At 55.0% G+C, this 23,786-nt stretch carries 24 protein-coding genes and 3 tRNA genes; 15 read left to right on the plus strand and 12 right to left on the minus strand.

Translation table 11 applies throughout. The annotated features are described in order from the left end of the window. Positions 1-124: 124 nt before the first annotated feature. Positions 125-991, minus strand: a complete 867-nt coding sequence (locus tag ACXAF0_RS19350) for a GNAT family N-acetyltransferase (protein ID WP_475347464.1) — start codon at positions 989-991, stop codon at positions 125-127. Between the two features lie 381 nt (positions 992-1,372). On the opposite strand from ACXAF0_RS19350, the gene ACXAF0_RS19355 reads away from it, so the two are divergent. Further along, a complete protein-coding gene (locus tag ACXAF0_RS19355) occupies positions 1,373-2,536 on the plus strand; it encodes an alpha-hydroxy acid oxidase (protein WP_475347465.1) in 1,164 nt (387 codons plus the stop codon). A 159-nt stretch (positions 2,537-2,695) separates the two neighbouring features. Here ACXAF0_RS19355 and rpsI read toward each other — a convergent pair whose 3' ends face one another. The 5 genes from rpsI to ACXAF0_RS19380 all read right to left on the minus strand — a co-directional run bounded on the left by rpsI (position 2,696) and on the right by ACXAF0_RS19380 (position 5,802). Further along, entirely contained in the window at positions 2,696-3,187 is a 492-nt protein-coding gene (gene rpsI / locus ACXAF0_RS19360; protein WP_475347501.1) for a 30S ribosomal protein S9, read from the minus strand. After that, a complete protein-coding gene (gene rplM / locus ACXAF0_RS19365) occupies positions 3,184-3,651 on the minus strand; it encodes a 50S ribosomal protein L13 (protein ID WP_062955298.1) in 468 nt (155 codons plus the stop codon). Before rplM ends, rpsI begins: the two co-directional genes overlap by 4 nt. 155 nt (positions 3,652-3,806) lie before the next feature. Further along, positions 3,807-4,247: a PaaI family thioesterase gene (locus ACXAF0_RS19370; protein WP_475347466.1), complete on the minus strand. Its 441-nt coding sequence runs from the start codon at positions 4,245-4,247 to the stop codon at positions 3,807-3,809. A gap of 132 nt (positions 4,248-4,379) precedes the next feature. Then, positions 4,380-4,667, minus strand: coding sequence for a hypothetical protein (locus ACXAF0_RS19375; protein ID WP_475347467.1), 288 nt, complete (start codon positions 4,665-4,667; stop codon positions 4,380-4,382). A gap of 253 nt (positions 4,668-4,920) precedes the next feature. Continuing rightward, on the minus strand, positions 4,921-5,802 hold the full coding sequence (locus tag ACXAF0_RS19380) for a hypothetical protein (protein WP_475347468.1): 882 nt from the start codon (positions 5,800-5,802) through the stop codon (positions 4,921-4,923). Between the two features lie 319 nt (positions 5,803-6,121). Here ACXAF0_RS19380 and ACXAF0_RS19385 point away from each other — a divergent pair, with 319 nt between their 5' ends. Further along, positions 6,122-6,916, plus strand: a complete 795-nt coding sequence (locus ACXAF0_RS19385) for an enoyl-CoA hydratase (RefSeq protein ID WP_475347469.1) — start codon at positions 6,122-6,124, stop codon at positions 6,914-6,916. A gap of 96 nt (positions 6,917-7,012) precedes the next feature. Beyond that, entirely contained in the window at positions 7,013-7,648 is a 636-nt protein-coding gene (locus tag ACXAF0_RS19390; protein ID WP_475347470.1) for a LysE family translocator, read from the plus strand. Here ACXAF0_RS19390 and ACXAF0_RS19395 read toward each other — a convergent pair. Then, positions 7,620-8,498, minus strand: a complete 879-nt coding sequence (locus tag ACXAF0_RS19395; RefSeq protein ID WP_475347471.1) for a protein-methionine-sulfoxide reductase heme-binding subunit MsrQ — start codon at positions 8,496-8,498, stop codon at positions 7,620-7,622. The two genes, ACXAF0_RS19390 and ACXAF0_RS19395, sit on opposite strands and share 29 nt — an antisense overlap. Positions 8,499-8,704: 206 nt before the next feature. Here ACXAF0_RS19395 and ACXAF0_RS19400 point away from each other — a divergent pair, with 206 nt between their 5' ends. Beyond that, entirely contained in the window at positions 8,705-9,127 is a 423-nt protein-coding gene (locus ACXAF0_RS19400; RefSeq protein ID WP_475347472.1) for a CoA-binding protein, read from the plus strand. Positions 9,128-9,205: 78 nt separating this feature from the next. Here ACXAF0_RS19400 and ACXAF0_RS19405 read toward each other — a convergent pair whose 3' ends face one another. Both ACXAF0_RS19405 and ACXAF0_RS19410 read right to left on the minus strand, forming a co-directional pair. After that, positions 9,206-9,859 (minus strand): hypothetical protein, encoded by a 654-nt coding sequence (locus ACXAF0_RS19405; RefSeq protein ID WP_475347473.1) that lies wholly within the window; start codon positions 9,857-9,859, stop codon positions 9,206-9,208. 171 nt (positions 9,860-10,030) lie between these two features. Beyond that, positions 10,031-10,930 carry an OmpA family protein gene (locus ACXAF0_RS19410; protein WP_475347474.1) on the minus strand — a complete coding sequence of 300 codons (900 nt, stop codon included), beginning with the start codon at positions 10,928-10,930 and terminating at the stop codon, positions 10,031-10,033. 225 nt (positions 10,931-11,155) lie between these two features. Here ACXAF0_RS19410 and ACXAF0_RS19415 point away from each other — a divergent pair, with 225 nt between their 5' ends. The 3 genes from ACXAF0_RS19415 to ACXAF0_RS19425 all read left to right on the plus strand — a co-directional run bounded on the left by ACXAF0_RS19415 (position 11,156) and on the right by ACXAF0_RS19425 (position 13,275). Next, the gene (locus ACXAF0_RS19415) at positions 11,156-12,097 is read left to right on the plus strand and encodes a mechanosensitive ion channel family protein (protein ID WP_475347475.1); all 942 of its coding nucleotides are present in this window, start codon (positions 11,156-11,158) and stop codon (positions 12,095-12,097) included. 163 nt (positions 12,098-12,260) lie between these two features. Beyond that, positions 12,261-12,842 carry a DJ-1/PfpI family protein gene (locus ACXAF0_RS19420; protein WP_475347476.1) on the plus strand — a complete coding sequence of 194 codons (582 nt, stop codon included), beginning with the start codon at positions 12,261-12,263 and terminating at the stop codon, positions 12,840-12,842. A 118-nt stretch (positions 12,843-12,960) separates the two neighbouring features. Continuing rightward, positions 12,961-13,275 (plus strand): ribbon-helix-helix domain-containing protein, encoded by a 315-nt coding sequence (locus ACXAF0_RS19425; protein ID WP_475347477.1) that lies wholly within the window; start codon positions 12,961-12,963, stop codon positions 13,273-13,275. 26 nt (positions 13,276-13,301) lie between these two features. Here ACXAF0_RS19425 and ACXAF0_RS19430 read toward each other — a convergent pair whose 3' ends face one another. The 3 genes from ACXAF0_RS19430 to pyk form a co-directional block, all read right to left on the minus strand. Beyond that, positions 13,302-14,285, minus strand: coding sequence for a hypothetical protein (locus tag ACXAF0_RS19430; protein WP_475347478.1), 984 nt, complete (start codon positions 14,283-14,285; stop codon positions 13,302-13,304). A 5-nt stretch (positions 14,286-14,290) separates the two neighbouring features. Continuing rightward, positions 14,291-15,820 (minus strand): DUF2336 domain-containing protein, encoded by a 1,530-nt coding sequence (locus tag ACXAF0_RS19435; RefSeq protein ID WP_475347479.1) that lies wholly within the window; start codon positions 15,818-15,820, stop codon positions 14,291-14,293. A 376-nt stretch (positions 15,821-16,196) separates the two neighbouring features. Further along, positions 16,197-17,618, minus strand: coding sequence for a pyruvate kinase (gene pyk / locus ACXAF0_RS19440; protein ID WP_475347480.1), 1,422 nt, complete (start codon positions 17,616-17,618; stop codon positions 16,197-16,199). Positions 17,619-17,904: 286 nt separating this feature from the next. On the opposite strand from pyk, the gene ACXAF0_RS19445 reads away from it, so the two are divergent. From ACXAF0_RS19445 to ACXAF0_RS19480, 8 genes are all read left to right on the plus strand, one after another. Beyond that, positions 17,905-18,378: a deoxycytidylate deaminase gene (locus ACXAF0_RS19445; protein WP_475347481.1), complete on the plus strand. Its 474-nt coding sequence runs from the start codon at positions 17,905-17,907 to the stop codon at positions 18,376-18,378. Positions 18,379-18,661: 283 nt separating this feature from the next. Further along, positions 18,662-19,156: a response regulator gene (locus ACXAF0_RS19450; RefSeq protein ID WP_475347482.1), complete on the plus strand. Its 495-nt coding sequence runs from the start codon at positions 18,662-18,664 to the stop codon at positions 19,154-19,156. Further along, complete coding sequence (locus ACXAF0_RS19455; protein ID WP_475347483.1) at positions 19,153-19,707, plus strand: transcriptional regulator; 555 nt, start codon at positions 19,153-19,155, stop codon at positions 19,705-19,707. Before ACXAF0_RS19450 ends, ACXAF0_RS19455 begins: the two co-directional genes overlap by 4 nt. 327 nt (positions 19,708-20,034) lie before the next feature. Then, positions 20,035-20,111, plus strand: a tRNA-Asp gene (locus tag ACXAF0_RS19460). Between the two features lie 244 nt (positions 20,112-20,355). Next, positions 20,356-20,432: transfer RNA gene (locus ACXAF0_RS19465), tRNA-Asp, on the plus strand. Positions 20,433-20,617: 185 nt separating this feature from the next. Beyond that, positions 20,618-20,694: transfer RNA gene (locus ACXAF0_RS19470), tRNA-Asp, on the plus strand. Between the two features lie 408 nt (positions 20,695-21,102). Then, a complete protein-coding gene (locus tag ACXAF0_RS19475) occupies positions 21,103-22,692 on the plus strand; it encodes an ABC transporter substrate-binding protein (protein WP_475347484.1) in 1,590 nt (529 codons plus the stop codon). Positions 22,693-22,718: 26 nt separating this feature from the next. Then, positions 22,719-23,786: an ABC transporter permease gene (locus ACXAF0_RS19480; RefSeq protein ID WP_475347485.1), complete on the plus strand. Its 1,068-nt coding sequence runs from the start codon at positions 22,719-22,721 to the stop codon at positions 23,784-23,786.

A 23,786-nucleotide genomic window follows, 5' to 3' on the forward strand; every position in this document is an offset into this window, starting at 1 on the left:
CTAATTCGGCTCATAAAAAACGATTCCTTAGCCGAATTAGCATCACCATCTAAATCGAGTTCGGCTAAATGCCTGACTGCTTGCGAGACTGGGCGCCAAGGAGGTTGCCAAAAGAATTTGCACATTAAGCTGCTTGCAAAAGTGCCAACCGATACCGCCCGACCTTTTCAAACCCAAGCGCCTCATAGGCCTTGGCTGCTGGTTCACTATCCGTTGACAGGATGGCACGTTTAACGCCCCTTGCCCGCACGGCAAGCAGGGTTTTGCCGACCAGGATGCGGGCATAGCCGTTTGAGCGTTCCTCGGGCGGGGTCCAGACCGGGCCGACTTGCACCATATCGGGCAGGGTTGCGTTGAAGCCGGAAAGCGACACAGCCTTGCCATCAACGATCAGGCCCCACATTGTTCGCCCGTCCAGCGCATGGACAAGCCGTGAAGCGATCTTGCTATCAAGGCTGGGCGTGTCTGCCGCACCCAATGCCTCGATCTCATAGGCGCGCAGCCAGCGCAGCAACGTGTTGCGTTCGATCTTTTCGGCATCGACCATCTGGAAATCATCGGCCCGGGCGTTTTGCGGCACGATCAGGTTGGCAAGATCAAGCTCGTAGAGCACATCCGATGCATTTATCGCAAAGGACGCATCCTTTAACCCAAGCTGACACAGCATATCCTGTGCGGGATCGGCACCACCAAACACGCCGGCCACCGGCTTGAGCGGATCGGCAACGAACGACTCTGTCAGCGCCTTCGGGATCACGGGCTGATCCCCGGCCTCGACAAAGACATTGCCATTGGCAAACTGCGCGATGATCGCGCTGATGGAACCATCGCTGGCCACTTCCCCGAACCAGTTTCCAGAAAGCGGATGACGACGTCGCTCGATACCGGCAGCTCGCAGGTTCCCACGCAGCACCATGCAGGTCGCGGCATGGTTGGCAAGGAATGCGGTTGCGGCATCGAAATCGGCGTCGTGCAGCTTTCTGTACTGCATATCGGGGGTCCCTTTCATTGGGGATGGGCTCATGGCCAAGCTATGAAATTGGCACAAAAAAAAGACCGCTCCATTAGCGGCCCTTCACATATCGCAAGGTCATCCAACAGAGGTTCAAACAGTTATGTTTTGAAAACTCGTCGCATTGTTCCAACCATCGGATCACACCTTGAATTTTGAAATTATCTCGTCAGGGGTTTGTTCTTATCACACCCTCTGGAAATTTCGATCCCTCTTTTTAAAATTCTTTGTCGCCAACACCCTCTCCCGCATTCCAGCATGTGAAAACCGCAAGTCAGAAGCTGATTTTCAATTCGATTTGCGATAACCTCGGAAACTGGTATTACCATTACCAAGCGCCCTTTATTCGGAGTTGACCTCATGCCAGTGATTACCTGCGTCGAAGACCTGAAACGTATCTATAAACGGCGCACACCGCGCATGTTTTACGACTACGCAGAATCCGGAAGCTGGACCGAGCAGACATTCCGTGAAAACACCACCGACTTTCAGGACATTCACCTGCGTCAACGCGTCGCAATCGACATGGCCGGGCGCACCACCAAAAGCCAGATGATCGGTCAGGATGTCTCCATGCCTGTCGCCCTTGCCCCGGTCGGACTGACCGGCATGCAAAGCGCTGACGGCGAGATCAAGGCCGCCCGCGCAGCTGAAAAGTTCGGCGTTCCCTATACGCTGTCGACCATGTCGATCTGCTCGATCGAAGACGTCGCTGAAAACACATCCAAACCCTTCTGGCTGCAGGTTTATACCCTCAAAGACGATGACTTCATGAAGCGCCTGTTTGACCGCGCCAAAGCGGCCAACTGCTCGGCCGCGGTCATCACCGTAGACCTTCAGATGCTGGGCCAGCGCCACAAGGATTTGAAAAACGGCCTCTCCGCCCCGCCCAAGCTGACGGTCAAATCCGTCGCCGACATGATGATCAAGGTGCAATGGGGCCTTGGCATGCTTGGCACCAAACGTCGCTTCTTTGGCAATATTGTCGGCCACGCCAAGGGGGTTGCCGACGCGTCATCGCTGACCACCTGGACGGCCGAAGCATTCGACGTGTCCCTGGACTGGGACCGCATTCGTGAATTCCGCAAGATGTGGGATGGCCCGCTGATCATCAAGGGAATCATTGATCCGCGCGATGCCCTCGAAGCCCTCAATGTCGGCGCCGATGCCATCATCGTTTCCAACCATGGCGGTCGCCAGCTTGATGGCGCCCTGTCTTCCATCCGCGCACTGCCGGCCATCATGGACGCCGTCGGGGACAAGATCGAAGTCCACCTTGATAGCGGCATCCGCTCTGGTCAGGACGTGCTGAAGGCCTTGGCCCTTGGTGCCAAGGGCACCTATATCGGCCGTGCTTATGTCTATGGCCTGGGCGCAATGGGCGAAGCTGGCGTCACCAAGACGCTGGAGATCATTCACAAGGAACTCGAAGTCTCCATGGCGCTTTGCGGCCATACGGATGTGACCAAGGTCGATCGCGATATCCTGATGATCCCGCGCGATTTCTCAGACCGCTGGCAGTAACGCCAACGACACGGCTCTGCATCAAACAAAAGCGGCGTCCTTCGTTTTGAAGACGCCGCTTTTTTATTGGTTTCACCAACCCAACCACAAAAAGAAAAAGCGCCACCCGAAGGTGACGCTTTTCCAAACAGTATCGCGAGCCTGTTGCCCGAAAACGAATTAACGTTTCGAGAACTGGAAGCTACGACGAGCTTTGGCGCGACCGTATTTTTTACGTTCAACTGCACGCGAGTCACGGGTGAGGAACCCACCAGCTTTAAGTGACGAACGCAGTGCCGGCTCGAACATGGTCAGTGCACGGGAGATACCGTGACGAACGGCACCGGCCTGACCGGAAAGACCGCCACCGGTTACGGTGCAGACAACGTCGAACTGATCTTTACGATCGGTTGCGCCGAACGGCTGGTTGATCACCATGCGCAGAACCGGGCGTGCGAAGTAATCTTCGAACTCACGGCCATTGACGGTGACTTTGCCCGAGCCCGGTTTGATCCAGACACGTGCAATTGCGTTCTTACGACGGCCGGTTGCATAGGAACGGCCCTGTGCGTCGATCTTCGGCTCCGGCAGGGTGCCTTCTGCAGCTGCAGCAACTTCGCCGCCCTGTGCCAGATCCTTGAGATCTTCAAGAGTTTTGGTGTCGGCCATTATTTAGCACTCCGCTTGTTCTTTTCGTTCATAGCCGCTACGTCGAGGACTTCCGGCTTCTGAGCTTCATGCGGATGCTCGGTACCAGCATAGACGTGCAGTTTGGAAAGAACCTGGCTGCGCAGCGGGCCACGGGTCATCATGCGCTCAACAGCTTTGATGATCACGCGTTCCGGGTGCTCACCGTTCAGGAGCTTGTCCATGGTGCGTTCTTTGATGCCGCCCGGGTAACCGGTGTGCCAGTAGAACTTCTTGTTCTGAAGTTTACGGCCAGTCAGTTTGACTTTTTCGGCATTGACGATGACGATGTGATCGCCACAGTCCATGTGCGGGGTAAACATCGCTTTGTGTTTACCACGAAGACGGTTGGCAACAACGGCTGCAAGGCGGCCAAGGACGACGTCTTCTGCGTCGACCACGAACCATTTGCGCTCGATGTCGCTCGGTGTCGCAGTGAAGGTTTTCATTATTTCTATACTCGAAAACTGGGTTCCACGGAGGGATTGTTCCCTCGTTGAAAGTCGGCGCATTATGCCAGCATTCAACAGGAAAACAACAGGAATATTTTACATTAAATCAATGACTTATGCGACGCGGTATTATTTTACCACACAATATCGCATTATTTTTCAGCCGGTGGCATGGCATATGTCCCGACCACATGCGCACACAGGCTGTCATCAACTGCGGATCGAATATGGCATTCCGCGATCAAAAGCCGCCTGCCCGCCTTGAGTATTTTGGCCTCTGCAATCAGATCGCCCGGCTTCGCGCCAGACAGGAAATGCACGGTCGCCTCTGTCGTGACGGCCAGCTCCGCCTTGGGTGCCACAAGCCAGGCAACCGCATAAAGCGCAATATCCGCCAAAGCAAAGATCGCAGGCCCTGTCACCACATTGCCCGGACGCAGATAGCGCTCATTGAATGGCAAGCGCAGGACTGCGGTATCTTCTGACAGACTTTCGGTGACCACCCCCATATCGCCGACAAACGGCACCTTTTCACGCATGATGGCGTCAAAATCAGCCGGCGTCACACCGGTTGGCGTTGCGGAACTGTTCATGGCTGGTTGGCCTCCCTCTGAGGCTGCTTTATGCAGCATTTATTGTTTCAGAAAGATAGCCTGACATAACGTTTACGTTAACGTCAATAATTTGCGTATTCGCGTGACGTCAGATGTACACGTCGGCCTCCCCTATCGGGTCACAATTCCAGCCACATCCGTATAAATCGCCACCACCACACACAGGATCACGATGCCCGCAATCGCGGTTGCCCCGATTGTCGGCAGGTTTTCTTTCATCCATGTGCTGATCGATATCGGCGACGCTTCATCTGCCGGGCGCTTGAACCGGGCGCGTACCGGCCCGCGCGAAAGATCACGCACCGGCTTGTCGACTTCGTCATTGGATGCCCAGTGATGGCGGTTTTCGGGCAAATATACAGGCTGTCGGTCTTCCTGACCGGTTTCGTCATACATCATGGCGATTTCACAGCGTCACTCGCTGGCTCCTGCAACAAGGGTGAACTCTCATTTTCCACCGTGATCCTGACACCTGCTCAACAGGCCCTGATCGCGGCGCCCCCCCGCCTCGGATAAATCTGCTCTGTCTTCCCCGGACCTTATCCTTCTTTTTATGCAACGCCAGCCCAAAGGCCTTTGGCGTCACATGATTGATTGCCTTCCTGATATATGGGGATTAAGGCAACCGTTCGGCAATAGTTGGGTATTTGTGTTACCGGCCGATGATTGATGAAAACTCGTTGACCGTCAGGACAAGAACATAGCCGACCGCCACAGCCGCAATCATATAGGCCGCAAGGCGCGCCAACATCTTGTTCAGACTGACCGGCTCACCAGCCTGCTTGCGGCCTTTCGATGATTTTCCCTTTGATGCACCTGATGACTTTCCCTGCTTCTGCAAGATCGCCTGTCGCTTGGCATCAAGGTCATCTTCAACGGCCCAGTTCGATTCACTGTCTGGCAGATTGATGCGCGACTTGCGCACCTCGGCCTCTTTAAGGTCATCAACCCGACCGGAAATGTCATTCTGGGTATTGCCGCCCTCGCCCTCACGCATGCCATCAAGCAATGTCTTCCCGCCATTCAGGCTTTCAACATATTCCTCATACGCGCTGCGTTCTTCGGCAATGGCCGCCTTTTGGGCCGCCGCATGGGCCGCAGGGTCCTTTGCCTGCGCGGCAGCCTGGGCTGCATGTGATCTATCTGATGACGTAAAGGCCTGCTGGTCTTCCTTGGGCAGGAACATCGATACCAGCCCGCTTGTCTTGTTCTGCACATAGACATGGCGGCGCGGTTTGGTCTTCGGGCCGGTCGCGGCATGTTCGTTTTTGGTGCTGGCAAGTTTCGCACTGCTGATAAGCGGGGACGGCTTTGGCCCCACCATGGCAGGCGGGGTTACTTCCTGCTCGATGACGGGATCAGGATTCTGATCACCATCCTCGTCATCAGGATCAACTTTCGGCTTGGGCATCAGAAAGGCCGGAATATCAAAGCCTCTTTCCAGAAGGCGCGCACGCGCTTCGGCGCGATACCGTTCAAGGTCGCGTTCCATCATGTCCTTGCGATCAAACCGCTTGATAGGCGTTTCTCGCACAGGTTTTGTCAGCTTGACGCCTTCACGGACTTTACGGGTCGGTAAAAAACGACCCGGTGCTTTTCCGCGCCGACGGGGTATGTTTTCACTCATCCACAACCACTTGCCGAATGCATTTTATAAATCAGGCACAAACACCAGAAATTCGGCACATCTCCAAGGGCCAAGCGCATCCACATGATCGTCCCGGTCAGTCATGTGAATGCGCTCGACCCCTAGGGTTTTATTTTTAACCCGTTACGTGCAATTCTACTACGAGTTACCGTGATATAAAAATCAAAAATACATCACATTCAAACAGTTCGCTGGGAGGAACACGATGACCGATGCCGCAACCGACAGCCCGCTTGTCACACGTACAGACCATGACGGGTTTGTCACCGTGACGATGAACAATCCAACGCGTCGCAATGCGCTTTCCGGTGCGATGATGACCGCCCTGCAAAACGCGTTTGAACAGATCGCCACTGAAAATGATATTCGGTGCGTCATCCTTGCGGCAGAAGGCCCGGTTTTTTGTGCCGGTCACGATCTCAAGGAAATGAGTGGCATCACCGAATGTGATCAGCACGCCGCCCTGTTCAATCAATGCAGCGAACTGATGATGACGATTGTCAGCCTGCCGCAGCCGGTGATTGCCCGTGTGCGCGGCATGGCAACGGCTGCGGGCTGCCAACTGGTCGCAAGTTGCGATCTGGCGGTTGCCGCCAGCACCGCCAAATTCGCAACACCCGGTGTGAATATCGGTCTGTTCTGTTCCACGCCGATGGTCGCATTGAGCCGCAATATCGCGCGCAAACATGCCATGCGCATGCTTTTGACCGGTGATCCGATCAATGCCGAAACCGCCTTTTCCATGGGACTGGTATCTGACGTGGCATCAGATGACGAACTTGAAGATCACACCAACGCATTGGCCGCCGGAATCGCCGCACGGTCGGGTATGACCGTGCGTTTGGGCAAGCAGGCCTTCTACAAACAGGTCGAAATGCCCTTAACACAGGCTTATTCCTATGCATCCGATGTGATGACCGCCAATATGCAAAAGCACGATGCCCGCGAAGGGATCGGTGCCTTTGTCGAAAAGCGCCATCCAAGCTGGCGCCACGAATAATCCGCTTTCTGTCTGTGATTTAATTCATGATGGTATTTGCAAACAACTCGGAATGCCGCATTCTGGGCGCAGATACCTCAGTATGGAGTCCGTCCCATGTCGTTTGAAATCTGGCTTGCCTTTGCATTTGCCTGTGCTGTTGTTCTGGCCATTCCCGGCCCGACCATTATGCTTGTCGTCAGCTACGCACTGGGCAAGGGCAAACAAACCGCATGGGCGACTGTTCCGGGGGTTGCGCTGGGTGATCTGACCGCCATGACGATCTCGCTTGCCGGGGCTGGTGCACTTTTGGCCGCCTCCGCAGAAGCCTTTACCGTGCTCAAGCTCGGCGGGGCTGCGTATCTGATCTATCTCGGGATCAAGATGTGGCGCGAAAAGCCCGAAGCGCTGCATGACAACCCCGATGCCAAACGCAACCGGCCCTCGCGCATGTTCCTGCAGGCCTATGTCGTGACCGCACTCAACCCCAAGGGCATCGTGTTTTTCATCGCCTTTGTGCCGCAGTTCGTGACCGCCGGCGATCCGGTTTTACCGCAATTCATCATCATGACCGCGACCTTCGTCACGCTGGCCGCAGTCAATGTTGCGATCTGGGCCGTAATGGCCAGTGCCTTGCGCGAACGGTTCCGCCATCCATCCGCCCTGCGTCGCCTGACCCGCGTTGGCGGCGGGGTGATGATCGGGGCTGGCTTGCTGACCGCCCTTACCCGCCGCGCGAGTGCTGCGGTCTAAGAACCATCCCGAACAGATTGCCGATTTTCACGCGTGCGATCCCGTCCTTGCCAAATGGAAGTGTTGCTGTCACCAGCATGCCCGCCAGCAACACATTCCAGGCCGGGCGCAATGGCCACATCCATTCGAGATTGGCTGCCACAACCCGGTCCGCCGGAATACCGGTCGCAAGCGCGTACCAGGCATATTCAATCCCGGCCGTAGCCAGCCCGGACACGACTGCAATCAAAGACAAAGTCACGACAGAGCGCAGCGACCAGCCCCGCCAATGGGCAAAGCGATAAAGCATCAAACCAACAAACATCCCGGCCATCAGGGTTGCTTCGCTGACATCGATTTTTGACTGCAAAAAGAAATGCACCACACCCAGCACCGCAATCGGATAGACCAGCTTGTGCAGGCGCGCCCATTTCGCCCCCAGCCGGCGCATGGCCGACTTGGTCGATGTCGCGGTCAAAACGGCCAAACCGACCAGGGCGACAAATCCGATCGTCAGGTAAATCCGCAGCACGATCTCGCTGGCAATGCGGGTGACATCAAGGTTCTGGCTGATGGCATAAAGCCCGAAATGGATCATCACATAACAAAATGCCGCCACCCCGATCTGTCGCCGGACCTGAACAAGCTTGGAAAACCGGGTAATACGGCGAAGCGGTGTCACCAGAAGCGTGATCAGCAAAATGCGGATCGTCCATTCACCACTTTCAAGAATGGCTTCCTTGACCGGTATCGTCGCCCCGCCCTCGGCCACCACCGGCCACAGCAAAACAATGCCCGGCACCACAAGGGCGACAAAGACAGCCAGTTTGAAAAATGAAAACCGTCCGGACGGATCAAGCCATGGATACATTCGATTCGAACCTGTTAGGTTTAGCAGTCCTTTAGTCAAAGCGTATCTGGCCATCCGCGTCACCTAAACTGCCATCAACTTTCCGCGAGTGGCCTGCCCCCCTGCTCCTGCCCGGCAAAAAAGCCGATGACGCATATCAAAGTTGCAGGAAGGTCCAGACCATATAACATTCATACGTACTGATCACCGAAAGCGGATGAAACCGAATGGCCGAATTTCAAAATCCCACCGACCCGGAAATCAAATCCCTGCTTGAGACAACCAAAACCATCGCCCTTGTCGGCGCCAGCCCCAAGCCGGAACGCCCGTCCAACCGGGTGATGAAGTTCCTGCTCGATCATGGCTACACCGTCATTCCGGTCAATCCCGGTCAGGCGGGCGGCACCATCCACGGCCAGCCGGTTGTTGCGCAGTTATCCGATATCGCAGGACCCGTCGATATGGTCGATATCTTCCGCAATAGCGACGATGCAGCCGGCGTGGTCGATGATGCGATTGCGATTGGTGCCAAATCGGTGTGGATGCAGCTTGGCGTGATCAATCCTGATGCCTGTGCCAAGGCGATCGACAATGGCATGATCGCGGTCATGGATCGCTGTCCGGCGATTGAACTGCCGCGCCTGTCCTAGGGCCTGCATCCTTATTAGCCAACAAAAAAGGCACCGGATGATCCGGTGCCATTTTTAATTCGATATCCTGCAAAGCGCTTAGCTGCGACGGCACTGCGCCATCAGATCTGGCACAAGGCCCTGATTGCCCATAAAGACCGGCTGCACAGCACTGGTCACGGTGTAGGCCGTGGTGTGTTCGTCAACAAGCGCATCAAAATGCCCTGCCGTTTCAAGCACCAGCGACATCACCCCGTCCGGCTTGATGCGAAGGGCGGCAAAGCCGTTGGCATATTCGGTACGTGCGCATTCGTGACCAAGGATGGTGTCAAACCGTTCGACCAGCGCATAGCGCGGATTTTCAACCAGGTCCTCACGCGTTTCCACCGTGCTTGGCTTCACGCCGATTTTCGGCACATATTTCGCGAAATTCGCCTGGGACTGAACGATATACCCGTCCGGGAAATAAACTGCGACGTCTTCGGACAGAAGGATGCGATCGCCGATCACCTGACCGGACCGCAGAAGTTCCTTGATCCGCTTGCCCGGAATCTCACCCGAGAACGCATTGAAGCGCAGGGTTTTTCCATCACCACGCAGGTCGGCAAAATAACGTTCGAACGGAACGATGGGTGTTTTGTCTGCCGCACGCGCTGTCGGCAAGAAGGCGGTGGTCATGACCGCCAGTGTCGCAACTGCAAGAGCAACGCCCCCCGAGCGCTGCGAAAAGACCGTCTTGATGGCCTTTAGCATATGTCCCCGCCTCTCACTTAACTTCAGGATTACAATCCAGAGATTATTCAGATTGATCCCAAATTCAACACCTGTTTCCGCGAAAAATCGCCGAAGCGTCAAAAGCACATATAAAAACAACGAGGTGGCATTATGCCACCTCGTTGCCAAAGATTTGGTAAATGTCGGTGATTAGTCGACCGAAATCGTCACACGACGGTTACGCGGCTCACGAACACCATCCGGAGTCGGGATCAGAAGATCGCCTTCACCAACGGCTTCGCTTTCGATCATGTCACCTTTGACACCACGACCGGTCAGCTCACCAAGGGCAGCCGATGCACGACGCTCGGACAGACCAAGGTTATAGGCAGCCGAACCCGAGGAGTCGGTGTGACCAACAACGGTGATGTCACCCATCGAGGTCGCCCACTGCTCAGCAGCGGCATCAAGAACACGCTCGGAAACCGGCGTGATCGCAACGCTGTCAAAATCGAAGAAGATGGTGAAGAGACGCGGCTCGGCAGCAGCAACCGGTGCAGCCATCGGCTCCGGCTCTACAGCGCGCAGTTCAGCCATTGCAGCTTCGAAGTCTTTCCAGCACTGGCTGATCAGCTCGGTCTGCCAACCTTCTTCGCTTTCCTCAACCCAGCAGTCATAGCGGGCCTGGGCAACAGCGGCGATTGCCGGCTTTTCTTCACGCTTGCCATCATCAAGAAGGGCAAGGAGTTCGTCACGAACGGCACGTTTCTGTGCAATTTCTTCGTCGTCGAAACGCCAGTTCGCCGGATCTTCCGGAAGAACGATGGTGTCTCCGGTTACACGGCCGGCTTTCTTGGCAAAGAAGTCAGCATCAAAGTAGTCATACCACTCGTCAGCTTCGCGCTGCGCATAAGCAAGATATTCGGTTTTCAGCGCCTTGCCGAAGTCGGTGGTCGGTTCCTGCGAAGAAAGCGCAGAAGAAACCGAGCTGCTATAGGTGAACGGGTTACCACCATAAGGAACAGCGGTGCCGCTGTTATCTACAGTGCTACACGCACTCAGAAGCGCTACGCCACCAAGAGCAAAAAGAATTTTCGGACGGATCTGCATGTCTTACCCCTGTCTTTAGGTTGTTCTTCAGATAATAACTTAACACCAATGATGGTGATATTATGGTCTTTAACGAACGAAAGAATGACTTGTTCCATACACATGCAAGAAATCGGGTATCGCATCGTACTTTTCAAGCGCACCCAAACCTGTAATGCTAAGTCTCTCATACAGAAGTATGATTGGCAATCAACACAATTATGAAACGGAGCGAACGAGGTTCAGATGATTGAAACCGATGTAGCGACCATCACAGAAATGCTAAAGGGATTTGCGTTGGGCTTTGGCCTCGACCTTCTTGGCGCAGTCCTCATACTCCTCGTGGGCTGGTGGATCGCCGGTCGGGCTGCGGCTCTGGTGCGCCATTCCCTGAAGAACGCCAAATTTGTTGATGCGACTCTCAAGCCGCTGGCAGCAAGCGTTGTGCGCTATGCCATTCTGGTCTTTGTCATCATCGCTGTCCTGGCGAACTTCGGCGTTGAAACAACCAGCATCATCGCTGTTCTCGGTGCTGCCGGTCTGGCAATTGGCCTGGCCCTGCAAGGCACGCTGTCAAACATTGCTGCTGGCGTCATGATCCTGATCCTGCGCCCGCTCAAAATTGATGAATTTGTTGAAGCCGGCTCTGTTTCCGGCACGGTTGTCGAGATCACCTTGTTCACCACCCTTCTCAAGACTCCGGACGGTGTGTTTATCTCCGCCCCGAACTCGCAAATCTGGAACAGCGCGATCAAAAACTATTCGCGCAACCCGACGCGTCGTCTCGATATCAAGGTCGGTATTTCCTATGACGATGATGTTGATGCAGCACTCGAATTCCTGACAAATCTTGTCGCATCCGATCAACGCGTCCTCAAGGATCCGGAACCGATGAGCTTTGTCGCCAATCTCGGTGAAAGCTCGGTGGATCTGACCGCGCGCGGCTGGGTCGCCACCAGTGAATTCTGGCCGGCCTTCTTTGATCTGACCCGCAAGTCTAAAACGGAACTCGAAGCCGCCGGATTCTCAATCCCGTTCCCGCAACGCGACCTTCATATCATCGAAGGTGCTGAAACCGCCAGTGCGGCGAAACCAGCTGCAAAACCGGCAACCCGTTCGCGGTCCACGACGGCAAAATCGACAAGCAAAACGACCGCTGCGAAAAAGACACCAGCCTCCAAAAGCTGATGCCTTTTCCAAAACCCCGCATTTTAAAAGAGGCCCATTCGGGCCTCTTTTTTTGTTTGGACGCCGCACGTAGTACCCCGCTGTTACCCGACCAACTGCCATGAGGCGTATAGTTCCTGCCTTGCCGAGCAACGGCAAATCAAAACAAGCGGGAGGATAAAATATGTCTGCGAAAAAAATTCTCATGATCACCGGCGACTATGCCGAGGACTACGAAACCATGGTGCCGTTCCAGACCCTTCTGGCCGTTGGCCACCAAGTTGATGCCGTCTGCCCGGATAAAAAGGCGGGCGACACGGTCGCAACCGCCATCCATGATTTCGAAGGCGATCAGACCTATAGCGAAAAGCGCGGTCACAACTTTGCACTCAATGCCGATTTCGCGACCGCACGCGCCGAAAATTATGATGCGTTGGTCATTCCCGGCGGTCGCGCCCCGGAATATCTGCGCCTGAACGAAGATGTCATTCGCCTGGTTCGCGACTTCCATGAGGCTGACAAACCGATTGCCGCTGTCTGCCATGGTGCGCAGCTGCTTGCCGCGGCCGACATTATCAAGGATCGCAAGATTTCCGCCTACCCGGCCTGCGCGCCAGAGGTCAAACTCGGTGGGGGCGTTTATGCCGACATCGATATTGATGATGCCTGCACCGATGGCAATCTGGTAACCGCCCCGGCATGGCCAGCCCACCCGAAATGGATGGCGGCTTTCCTCAAGGTTCTTGGCACCGAAATCAATTTGTAATCTGTCTGCGCCCAAACGTGCATTGCGTTTGGGCGCAGTTTGATTGACCATTGTGCCAACCAAAAAGAAGACCGCCGCACGGATCGTGACAGCGGCACCCAAAGGAAAGGCCGTCCAAATGTGTCAGATCTATTCAGGAACCGACCCCGAACTCTATCAATCCGTCAGCCGCTCTGTGCGGATCAATGGTGTGGTGACCAGCCTGCGCCTTGAGCTACGCTTCTGGCAGATCCTTGATGAAATCGCCTCTGGTGAGGGTTTCACAACACCGCAGTTTCTCGGCAAAATCCATGACGAAGTTGTGGCGACGCGCGGCGACATTCCGAACTTCGCATCACTGGTGCGTGTGATTTGCACGGTTTATCTCGAAAAACAAGCTGGCCTGCATGTTCATGTACCGGCATCAAACGCGACGTCGGCACTGCATAACTAGGTTCTTTGGATTTATCTGAGGTATGCTTAGTTCAGCCAGGAAGACAGTTCACGCGTGCTGAACCCGCCACTGGTCATCAGGTTTGGCGCGCTGTTGCGCCGCAGGGTGGGCTCGGCCGGTTTGATGATGCTGTTGCGCTGATGAATGCCAGCCGCCGCCCCGAAATCGATTTGTGACCGACCAACAAGATCGGCCGCCTTGATGCGCGGCCCGGATGCGTTGGTATTGCCCGATGCATTGATCGGCGTTTGCTGCGCTTGCGGCAATTGTTGTTTTTGTTTTGCCTCGTAGATCCAGCGCAGTTCCTGCTTAAGGGTCTGATATTCTGCGGTATCGGGTGCGGAATTGACCTCTTTGACGATCTGAAGCTTTACCATCTGCGGGAAACGATCCAGACGTTCCAGCAGCATGAATTTGACGCTCGGCCGTACTGCATCCGACCGCATCAGCTTCATCACCAGACGGCGATAGATATCAATGCGCAGATTGCCATTCGAGGCCAGCTCGATGAATTCTTCGACGAACGCCCGGGCTTCCATTTTGCCATCAAGCAAAGCCCGCAGGTTATCACCCATTGCCCGGCGATAGGCTTCGCGGATTTCCACCACGTGATTGGAGGCGCGCGTACGCACAAGGTGGAAGGCTTCCGGGCTGAAGGCATTCTTGGTCAAAAGTTTGGCGCAATCGGCAACCAATTCGTGTTTGGTCGCTTCGGATACGACTTCAAACACACCGGTGATCAGTTCCTTGCACTTGGCATGCGGGCCCATGCGGATCGCGGCCGCCAATGCCATCGGGCTTTCCGGGTCCTTGGTCGCAATCACAGCCAATGCCAACGGATCATCATATTGCATCAGGGCAAGGTCATTGCTCAGCAAATGCTCCGGCATCAAAAGGCGCTGCTGTTTGGCCGCCCCGGTTACGGTAAGCGGTTCGCCAGACAGATAACTTTCCTTGATGGTAAGGGCATGTTTGAGCCCGTCATATGAGATGCCGTGATTGCTGCTCATGGCACTCAGTCCTCTTTGCGACCTTTGGACCGCTTGTCAGAGACCAAGCCTTCCAGCCCGCCGCTATTGCGGCTAGAGCGCGAACGCAGGCCATGACTGCGTGCTGAGTTACGAACAGAAGAACGTGCTTTGGGCGCCTCGGCCGGGGTCGGTTCGCTTTCTTTTTCGACCTTGGTGCGGGCTGCCACCGGCTTGATGTCGCTAAAGAAATCTATATACCAGTCCATATCCGCTGCGGCCATCGCATAGCGGCCACCGGCTGCCGGGCTTTCAATCGCCGATTCCGGAATACCGTTGCTGATCTGCAAGACAACCGCCGCCGGCGCGGTCATTCCCGCGCGCCATGCAAGCGCTGTAATCGCCCGGGCACTGCCCGAATCAAGAATTTTGGAAACGGCATTGGTCCGCATCTCGGCATATTGCGCCAGCGCCTGTACCACCAGCGCATCGTCATTGCGCGACAGGGCATCAAGCACATACTGATCCATCGTCATTTTGGCATCAGATGCCTCAACGATATCGTTCTCGACCATTTCGTTATCGGCAATCTCGAGTTCCATCTCGCTTTCGCGGGACTGGACCGGCATGCGGTTTTCAAAACGGGCCTTTTCGATCCGCTGACGCACAGACTGGCGCAAGGCACGGGCAACTTCGGTGCGCATGCGGCCTTGTTCGACCAAGGTGTCAAACAGCGATGCCATAATGAAATGCGCAATGCGGCGCTGGGCCTGACGCGAAATACGGTTCTGGCCCCCAAGAATGTCGTTTTCCGGTGCCTTTGGCTTCGGTGTCGCCTTCTCGGTGAGGTGCGGTGTCATCGGCACGACATTGCGCGGCGCATCGTCAGATGACAGCAAACGGTTCAGCAACCCGCCCTTTTCCTTTTCGGCCTGCTGCGCGATCAGGCGGACCTTGGCGGCGGCTTCAAGCTCTGCACGTTCACGCTCGGCCGCAGTCTGAACAAACTCACTGCGCCCCCGCATGATATCAAGGAAATCGGCATCACTCAGAAGTTCGACATAGTCTGCAATCGATACCCGGCCAATCGCCTGAATGTCCTGACGCAAACGGGTGGCGGCCTGACGGGTCATATATGGCGTATGGCCCAGTTCCTGTTCGATCAGCGCGATCACCTGCGGGCGATAACAATCGCCCATGTTGGCAATCGCTGCGACGAACTCATCGACCATATCAAGGCGTTCCGACGGGCTTAGATCCGTCAGGTGCCGACGCAGACGGCGGGCGACATCCATGCGGACATCGCTATCGAAATCAGGCACATCTTCAACATCATCAAGCGCGTCCAGTTCAGATGAAAGGCGCGCGGCATGTTCAAGACCTGCGGCGTCGGCGGAGTTTTCGGAAATATGCTTGCGGGGAATCGTGCGGCCCTGCGGCTGACCTTTATCAGCCCCAAACGACTCAGGTGCGATAGTACGAACAGTGTCGGCGAGATCACGCAGCTTTGCCGAGGCCTTGTCATCAAGCCCCTCATTGCCCGCATTCTTTTGCCGATTGAACATCCAACTCAGCATTATCGCAGTTATTCCCCTGGTCCCGTGCCTGGCGGCATATCGGCATCGGCGTTGCGATGCCTTATTTTTGTGTTTTGTCAGAATAGCTTAACCGAAACTGACAGCGATACACAACCAGACAAGACGTCTAATTTTGATAGCCCAACCTCAATGGCTCAAATCCTTGGATAGAGCCTTGATTACAGAATGACTATCGGCGCAAAGACTCAAAAAAACATTAACGATAACGGGGGCTTTGATGCCCCCTGCCCTTTGTCTGCGAAAAACCCGGCAAAGGGGGCTGTTTACCAACCGTATCCAAACAAAAACGGGCGCCCCGAAGGACGCCCGTTTTCTGAAAAGTCTCAACACGCAATGGTATGCGTTAAGGATCAGCTTAATTGTTGCTAACCCACGCAATGCGCAGGATGTTGGTCGCCCCCGGGGTCCCAAACGGAACACCTGCGGTAATGACAAGCGAGTCTCCCGGCCCGGCGAATTCTTCGCGCTTCGCCACTTCTGTCGCAATTCCGACCATTTCGGCAAAGTTGGTGGCATCACGGGTAAAGACCGGATGCACGCCCCAGCAAAGCGCCAGACGACGTGCCGTCTGAATCCGCGGCGTCAGGCCAAGAATCTGAACTTCCGGACGCTCACGCGCGGCACGGAACGCCGTCGAACCCGACGAGGTATAGTTCACAACCGCTTTCGCACCGATGGTGGTGGCCACCTGACGGGCCGCCGCACTGATCGCATCCGGGGCGTTATGTTCCGGATCCGGACGGTTGGCATCGCGCATGCGGTAATAAAGCTCGTCCTGTTCCACACGGCGCAGAATACGGTCCATGATCGACACGGTCTCGATCGGGTATTTACCCACAGCACTTTCGGCCGACAACATCACCGCATCAGCACCGTCATAAACGGCCGTCGCGACGTCGGATGCTTCGGCACGGGTCGGTGCCGGGTTGGACACCATCGAGTCAAGCATCTGGGTGGCAACAATCACCGGCTTGCCCGCTTCGCGGCAGGCCTTGATGATGCGTTTCTGCAGGATCGGAACATCTTCCGGCGGGCATTCGACGCCAAGGTCACCACGCGCGACCATGATCATGTCAGAAAGCTCGACAATCTCATCAAGGTGATCAATCGCCTGCGGTTTTTCCAGTTTGGAAACGATGGCCGCACGGCCCTGAATGATCTTGCGTGCCTCGGCAACGTCTTCGGGACGCTGCACAAATGACAGGGCCACGAAATCAACACCCATCTCAAGACCGTAAACCAGATCGGCACGGTCCTTGTCGGTCAGCGGTGACAGCGGCAACATCACATCGGGAAGATTGACACCCTTGCGGTTTGACAGCGGACCACCGGTAATGACGGTGCATTCTGCGGACTTGTCGTCACACTTGTCGACCTGCATGCGCAGCTTGCCATCATCAAGCAGAAGGTTCGCACCCGGCTTGAGCGCGGCATACACTTCGGGATGGGGCAGCGCCACACGGGTCTTGTCGCCCGGCTTCTTGTCCATATCGAATTTGAACTTGTCACCGGCTGCCAGTTCGATCTGCTCATCAGCAAAGGTCCCGACACGAATTTTCGGGCCCTGAAGATCCATCAAAATACCGATCGGGCGGCCGAGTTTTTCTTCTACAGCGCGGATCGCTTCAAAGCGGGCCAGATGTTCTGAGTGTTCCCCATGCGAGAAGTTCAGGCGGAATACGTCCACACCTGACTGCACGATCTGTTCGAGGATTTCTGGCTTTGAACTTGCCGGCCCCAGGGTCGCGATGATCTTCGCCTTACGTTGACGGCGCATCGGCTACTACCTCTTGTTATTCGGTTTACACATGAGCCTTCCCGCTTCGGCCTGCATCTGCGGCGAGACGAAAAGGCGTCCTGATCTTTTTCTGGGGGTACCCCCTTAATAATCAATCAGCCCCTATTTGAACAGGGACTTTTCTTTAATTGCCTTTACAAAAATGTGATTTTTCACTGGACAATTACAAGAAGCGCCTTCTTTAAAGAACCCATCCCGGTGAAATATCTCGGTCATATCGGACGAGCCGACCGACCATACCTTTGGCGCAAACAGGATCCTTTTCATGAGCAAATGGCACCACCGCTTTCTTGGCCTCGCAGCCCATATTGCAGACTGGTCAAAAGATCGCAGCACCCAGGTCGGTGCCGTTGTTATCGGCCCGAAAAAGGAGATTCGTGCTGTCGGCTATAACGGTTTTCCGCGCGGGGTCGATGACGCCGTCGAAAACCGCCATCAGCGTCCGGAAAAATACGCCTATACCGAACATGCCGAACGCAATGCCATTTATAACGCCAGTTATACCGGCACGTCGCTTGATGGCTGCGCGTTATATGTCACGCACTTCCCGTGCTGCGATTGCGCGCGTGCCATCATTCAGGCCGGCATCGCCGAGGTCTATGTCGACAAGTCGAAACTGACCCCTGATTTTCTCGAACGCTGGGAACAGGATATGAAAATATCGACAGAAATGTTCGAAGAGTCTGGTATCGCCGTTAAGGTCATCGACGACGACGGCACCACCAAGCCCATGAAATAAAAACGATCTTCCTCTTTACTCTCAAAAAAAATATCCAATATTGGGTGTGTTCAAACCGGACACGAGCACCAAAAAATAAGACGCAAACGTCGTCTGTTCGATATTTAAAGCTGGCCCTGGGTCAGTATTTGTCAGATTTCCCGGCCTGAATCCTTGCGGTTTGGCCTTGCTGGAAACCAGACAAAGGTATAAGGATTTACAGATCAGCAACGGGGTATGATTTGCTGCTGTATCCTCCTGAACAGCGACGCATTTCGTGATGATGCTCAGGAACCGAGGCCGGATGAACGCGAAAATAGACTTTAGTAAAATCAGTTTTCTGATTGTTGACGGGGACAAGATTTCGGCTCAGGTGGTTTATGACACGCTCGCCTATTTGGGGGCTAGTCATATCCAACGCGTGAAAACGCCGAATGCTGCCTTTGACGTGCTGCGCACGGAAAAGATCGACATCGTGATTTGCGAATGGCGCCTGCACGGCATGGATGGCCTCGAATTTCTTGATGTCATGCGCAATTCGACCAATTCGCCAAACCGGTTCATTCCGGTGATCATGCTTACCGCGCATTCCGAGCTTCGCTACGTGACGACCGCGCGCGATCTTGGGATTACGGAATTTCTTGCCAAACCCTTCAACGCCAAGGCACTTTACAGCCGTCTGGTTTCGGTGATCACCCGACCGCGTGTCTTTGTGAATACCGGGACCTATTTTGGCCCGGACCGACGTCGCAGACAGGTCCAGTTTGATGGCCCTGATCGCAGGAGCACAGACGAATGAGTCATTTTGACTGGGGAAGCGGAGCAATCGTGAAGCCGGAACAACCAAAAAAGAAAAAGAATGCGCAAATCATTCCTGCACAAACTGATCTCAAGCGCCGGGCTGTCAACTTCGTAAAGGGTTTCGACATCAACCTGTCGCCCGAACAGCTCGAAGAGCTCGAACAGGTCGTTCAGCGCAGCTCGGAAACCTTCGTTCGCGACATCGGCAAGGACCTGATGGCATGCCGTAAAACGGTGATCGCAGGGCTTGGCGATAAATCCAAACGCCCTGAGGCCGTCACGGCGGCAAGTGATCTTGCCTATTCGGTCAAGGCGCTGGGCGGGACTTTCCAGTATCCATTAATGACCCAGATCGCCAAATCGCTGGAAACCTTCGTTGCCGACCGTACCACCGCCAACGAAAAACAGCTGCTCGTTATGCAGCTTCATATCGATTCTCTCTATGTCATTCTGGCCGGGCGCGTTACCGGTTTTGGCTCAACCGTCGAACAGGCAACTGTCGCGGCCCTGACCAAACTGACCGAACGCTACGAAGACCCGCGCGAATAGACATCCCGCGCGACTTAATCTTTCGCATACTGTCCTTGTTACGCGGCCAACGGGCAATTGCGCCTGCAGCACTGGCGCGACCAGACACATTTTCATCGCTTTTCAACGAACTGATATGTCCGGTTAGCCCGACAAAGCCACCTACCCTCACACGCCGCGTTCCATGCCTTCGCACCACCTGACCCCCACTAAAAACGGTAAACCTTGACGCGCCCAAGGCCCGCTTGGTTTCTACTGGCAGAAGAACCGGTTCAAAATTTGAACTTGCAGGTCAAAAACCGCTTGCGCCACCTGGGAGCGACTGCTAAAAACCGCGCCACGCACCATGCGGGTGTAGCTCAGTTGGTTAGAGCGCCGGCCTGTCACGCCGGAGGCCGCGAGTTCAAGTCTCGTCACTCGCGCCATTCCCTCCCTGATTGGGAATGACGTACAAAAAAAGCGCCACGGTTCATCCGCTGGCGCTTTTTTGTTTCTGCCCATCACCTCCGCCTTGATCATTGCCTTGATCTGCGCATTCCGCACGGCGAAAACGCCCTCTGATCCAGGCTGCGTGTCGACGTTTTTCGACTGATTTTCCGGCCCGTCTTTTTTTTGCAAAAAAGCCCTTGCCAGAGTGAAGCACCCCTTATATAAACCGCGCCACGCCATGCGGGTGTAGCTCAGTTGGTTAGAGCGCCGGCCTGTCACGCCGGAGGCCGCGAGTTCAAGTCTCGTCACTCGCGCCATTCCCTCTCTGATGGGAATGATGAACAAAAAAAGCGCCGCGATTTATCGCTGGCGCTTTTTTGTTTTCCCGGAACTTTTCCCAAACAAACCGGCGAAATTCGCCAATGTATTTTTCTTTGTAAAATCGGTCAAAAAACACTTGCCACCCAGAGGCGGTCTTTATATAAACCGCGCCACGCACAATGCGGGTGTAGCTCAGTTGGTTAGAGCGCCGGCCTGTCACGCCGGAGGCCGCGAGTTCAAGTCTCGTCACTCGCGCCATTCCCTTCCTGATTGGGAATGATGCACAAAAAAAGCGCCGCGATTTATCGCTGGCGCTTTTTTGTTTCCGACGAGATCATCGTGCCAGCCCCGCCGCACCCTTTTGGGTACACTTCCGGACAAATTACGCAACTAAAAGTTTGAAGTTTTGTCGCAGAATCTGTCTTTTGATGAATTAGACAGCAATACTGACCGACTGATCATTGATTAATCGTATAAATTATGCTCAGCTCCACAGGCATTTAGCAAACACTTGCAGGCCGCCCCACTTAATATTCGGGCCTGAAGGCGTAAACCAAACCCCGGATGGCTGCGAAGATGAAGCTATTTCGCCTCCGGCCTCCAGTTGGTTGCCTATCAGTCCACGCTTTGGCCTGCAGTCCCACAACAACAAACGGGAGGCGCATCATGCGCAAATTTATCGCAGGGCTGGTCATGGGGACCGCGCTCGCTACCGCACCTTTGATGGCACAGGCCGAAACGCCGAAAAATGCCCTCGTCATGGCGTTTGCCATTGATGACATCATCACGCTTGATCCGGCACAGATTTTCGAGTTTTCCGGCGCTGAATATGCCGGTAACACCTATGACCGTCTGATCGGTTTCGACAACGAAGACGTCTCCAATATCTATGGCGTGATTGCCGAAAGCTGGGAAGTCTCCGAAGACGGCAAGACCTTCACCTTCAAAATCCGTGATGGCATCGAATTCGCGTCGGGCAATGACCTGACCGCCGAAGATGCTGCCTTCTCGCTGCAGCGCGTGATCCTGCTTGATCAATCTCCGGCCTTCATTCTCGGCCAGTTCGGTTTCACTGCCGAAAACGTCAAGGAAAAGATCTACGCCGCTGACGAGTCCACCCTCGTCATGGAAGTCGACCAGCCCTACGCACCGAGCTTCGTTCTCTACTGCCTGACCGCTGGCGTTGGTGCGGTTGTCGACAAGGAAGAAGTCCTTGCCCACGAAGTTGACGGTGACCTTGGTCACGAGTGGCTTAAAACCAACTATGCCGGTTCCGGCCCGTTCAAGCTGAACAAATGGACCGCGGGTGAAAGCCTCAGCCTGACGGCGAACGAAGATTACTGGGATGGCGCACCGGAAATGAAGCGCGTCATTATCCAGAGCGTCAAGGAAGCCGCAGCACAGCAGCTCCTGCTTGAAAAAGGCGATATCGATATTGCCCGTAACCTCGAAGCCGATCAGTTGGCCTCGATTTCCGGCAATGACGACATCAAGCTGCTCTCCAAGGGTAAAGGTGCGCTCTGGTATCTCGGCCTGTCGCAGAAAAACGAATATCTGTCGAACCCGAAAGTCCGTGAAGCGCTGAAATACCTCGTCGATTACGAAGGTATTTCCGAAACCATCCTGGCGGGTCGTTCGCAAATTCATCAGGCCTTCCTGCCGGAAGGTTTCCTGGGTGCCTATAACGAGAACCCCTACTCGCTTGATGTCGAAAAAGCCAAATCCCTTCTGGCCGAGGCCGGTTATCCGGACGGTTTCAGCGTAACCATGGATACGCGTAACACCACCTCGATCATGGCGATGGCACAGTCGATCCAGGCAACCTGGGCACAGGTCGGCATCAATCTGGAAATCATTCCGGGTGATGGCAAACAGACCCTGACCAAATACCGCGCCCGTCAGCACGATATCTATATCGGTCGCTGGGGCCCGGACTATCAGGATCCGCACACCAACGCATCGACCTTTGCCTGGAACCCGGACAACTCCGACGACGCCGCAGCCAAGCCGCTGGCATGGCGTAACTCGTGGGATGCCGGTGATCTGACCGCGAAAACCGATGCCGCCACCCTTGAGCGCGACGACGCCAAGCGTGCCGAAATGTATGTCGATCTTCAGAAAGAAGTTCTGGAAACCGGTCCGTTCGTGATCATGTTCCAGGAAACTGAAATCGCATCCATGCGCGGTAACGTGAACAACTTCGTCCTCGGTCCGTCATTCGATAACAACTATTATCGTTATGTCACCAAAGACTAATCTCGACGAAGGAGACAACGGTCGTAATGTCCGCTGTTAAAAGCAATAAACGGGACGGGCGCAACCGCGCCCGTTTCGCATCCGGCCCCGCGGCGACTGTCCTGCGGCTGGTCTTTTCACTTGCCATTACATTCTTTGGCCTGCTGCTTGTCACCTTCCTGATCGGTCGTGTTTTGCCGATTGATCCGGTTCTGGCAGCTGTAGGCGATCATGCGTCGCAAAGTACATATGACCGCGTGCGTGAGGAAATGGGGCTCAACCTGCCCCTTTGGCAGCAGTTCTTTATTTATATTTCCAATGTCCTGCAGGGCAATTTTGGCCAGTCGGTGCTGACGTCAAACTCCGTGCTGGACGATATCAAACGCGTGTTCCCGGCAACGCTGGAACTGGCAACGCTCGCGACAATTATCGGTGTATCCCTTGGCATCCCGGCTGGCGTCTTTGCCGCCATCAACAAGGGAAAATGGCCCGATCATGTGGTCCGCGTGATTGGTCTTGCTGGTCACTCTATCCCGATTTTCTGGCTGGGTCTGATGGGGCTTCTGGTATTTTATATGAAGCTCGACTGGGTTGCCGGTCCCGGACGCCTTGATTCGTTCTATGTCGATTTCATTGAACCGACGACGGGTCTGATGCTGGTTGATACCCTCATCGAAGGCGACATGGATCTGTTCTGGAACGCGGTCTCGCACATTGTTCTGCCGGCCTCGATCCTTGCCTATTTCTCATTGGCTTATATCGCGCGCATGACACGGTCCTTCATGCTCGAACAGCTCAGCCAGGAATACATCCTGACCGCACGGGTCAAAGGCATTTCCGAACATCGCATCATCTGGCGCCATGCGCTGGGCAACGTCATGGTGCCGCTGGTGACCGTGATTGCATTGTCTTACGCCAATCTGCTCGAAGGATCGGTTCTGACCGAGATCATCTTCGCATGGCCGGGCCTTGGCCTTTACATCACCAACTCGTTGCTCAATGCCGATATGAACGCGGTTCTCGGTGGCACGATTGTGGTGGGCACGGTCTTTATTGGCGTGAACATGCTTTCTGACGTGCTTTACCGCCTGCTCGACCCCAGAGCGCGGAGATAA

This window comes from Thalassospira sp. ABD4_177, from assembly GCF_056160125.1.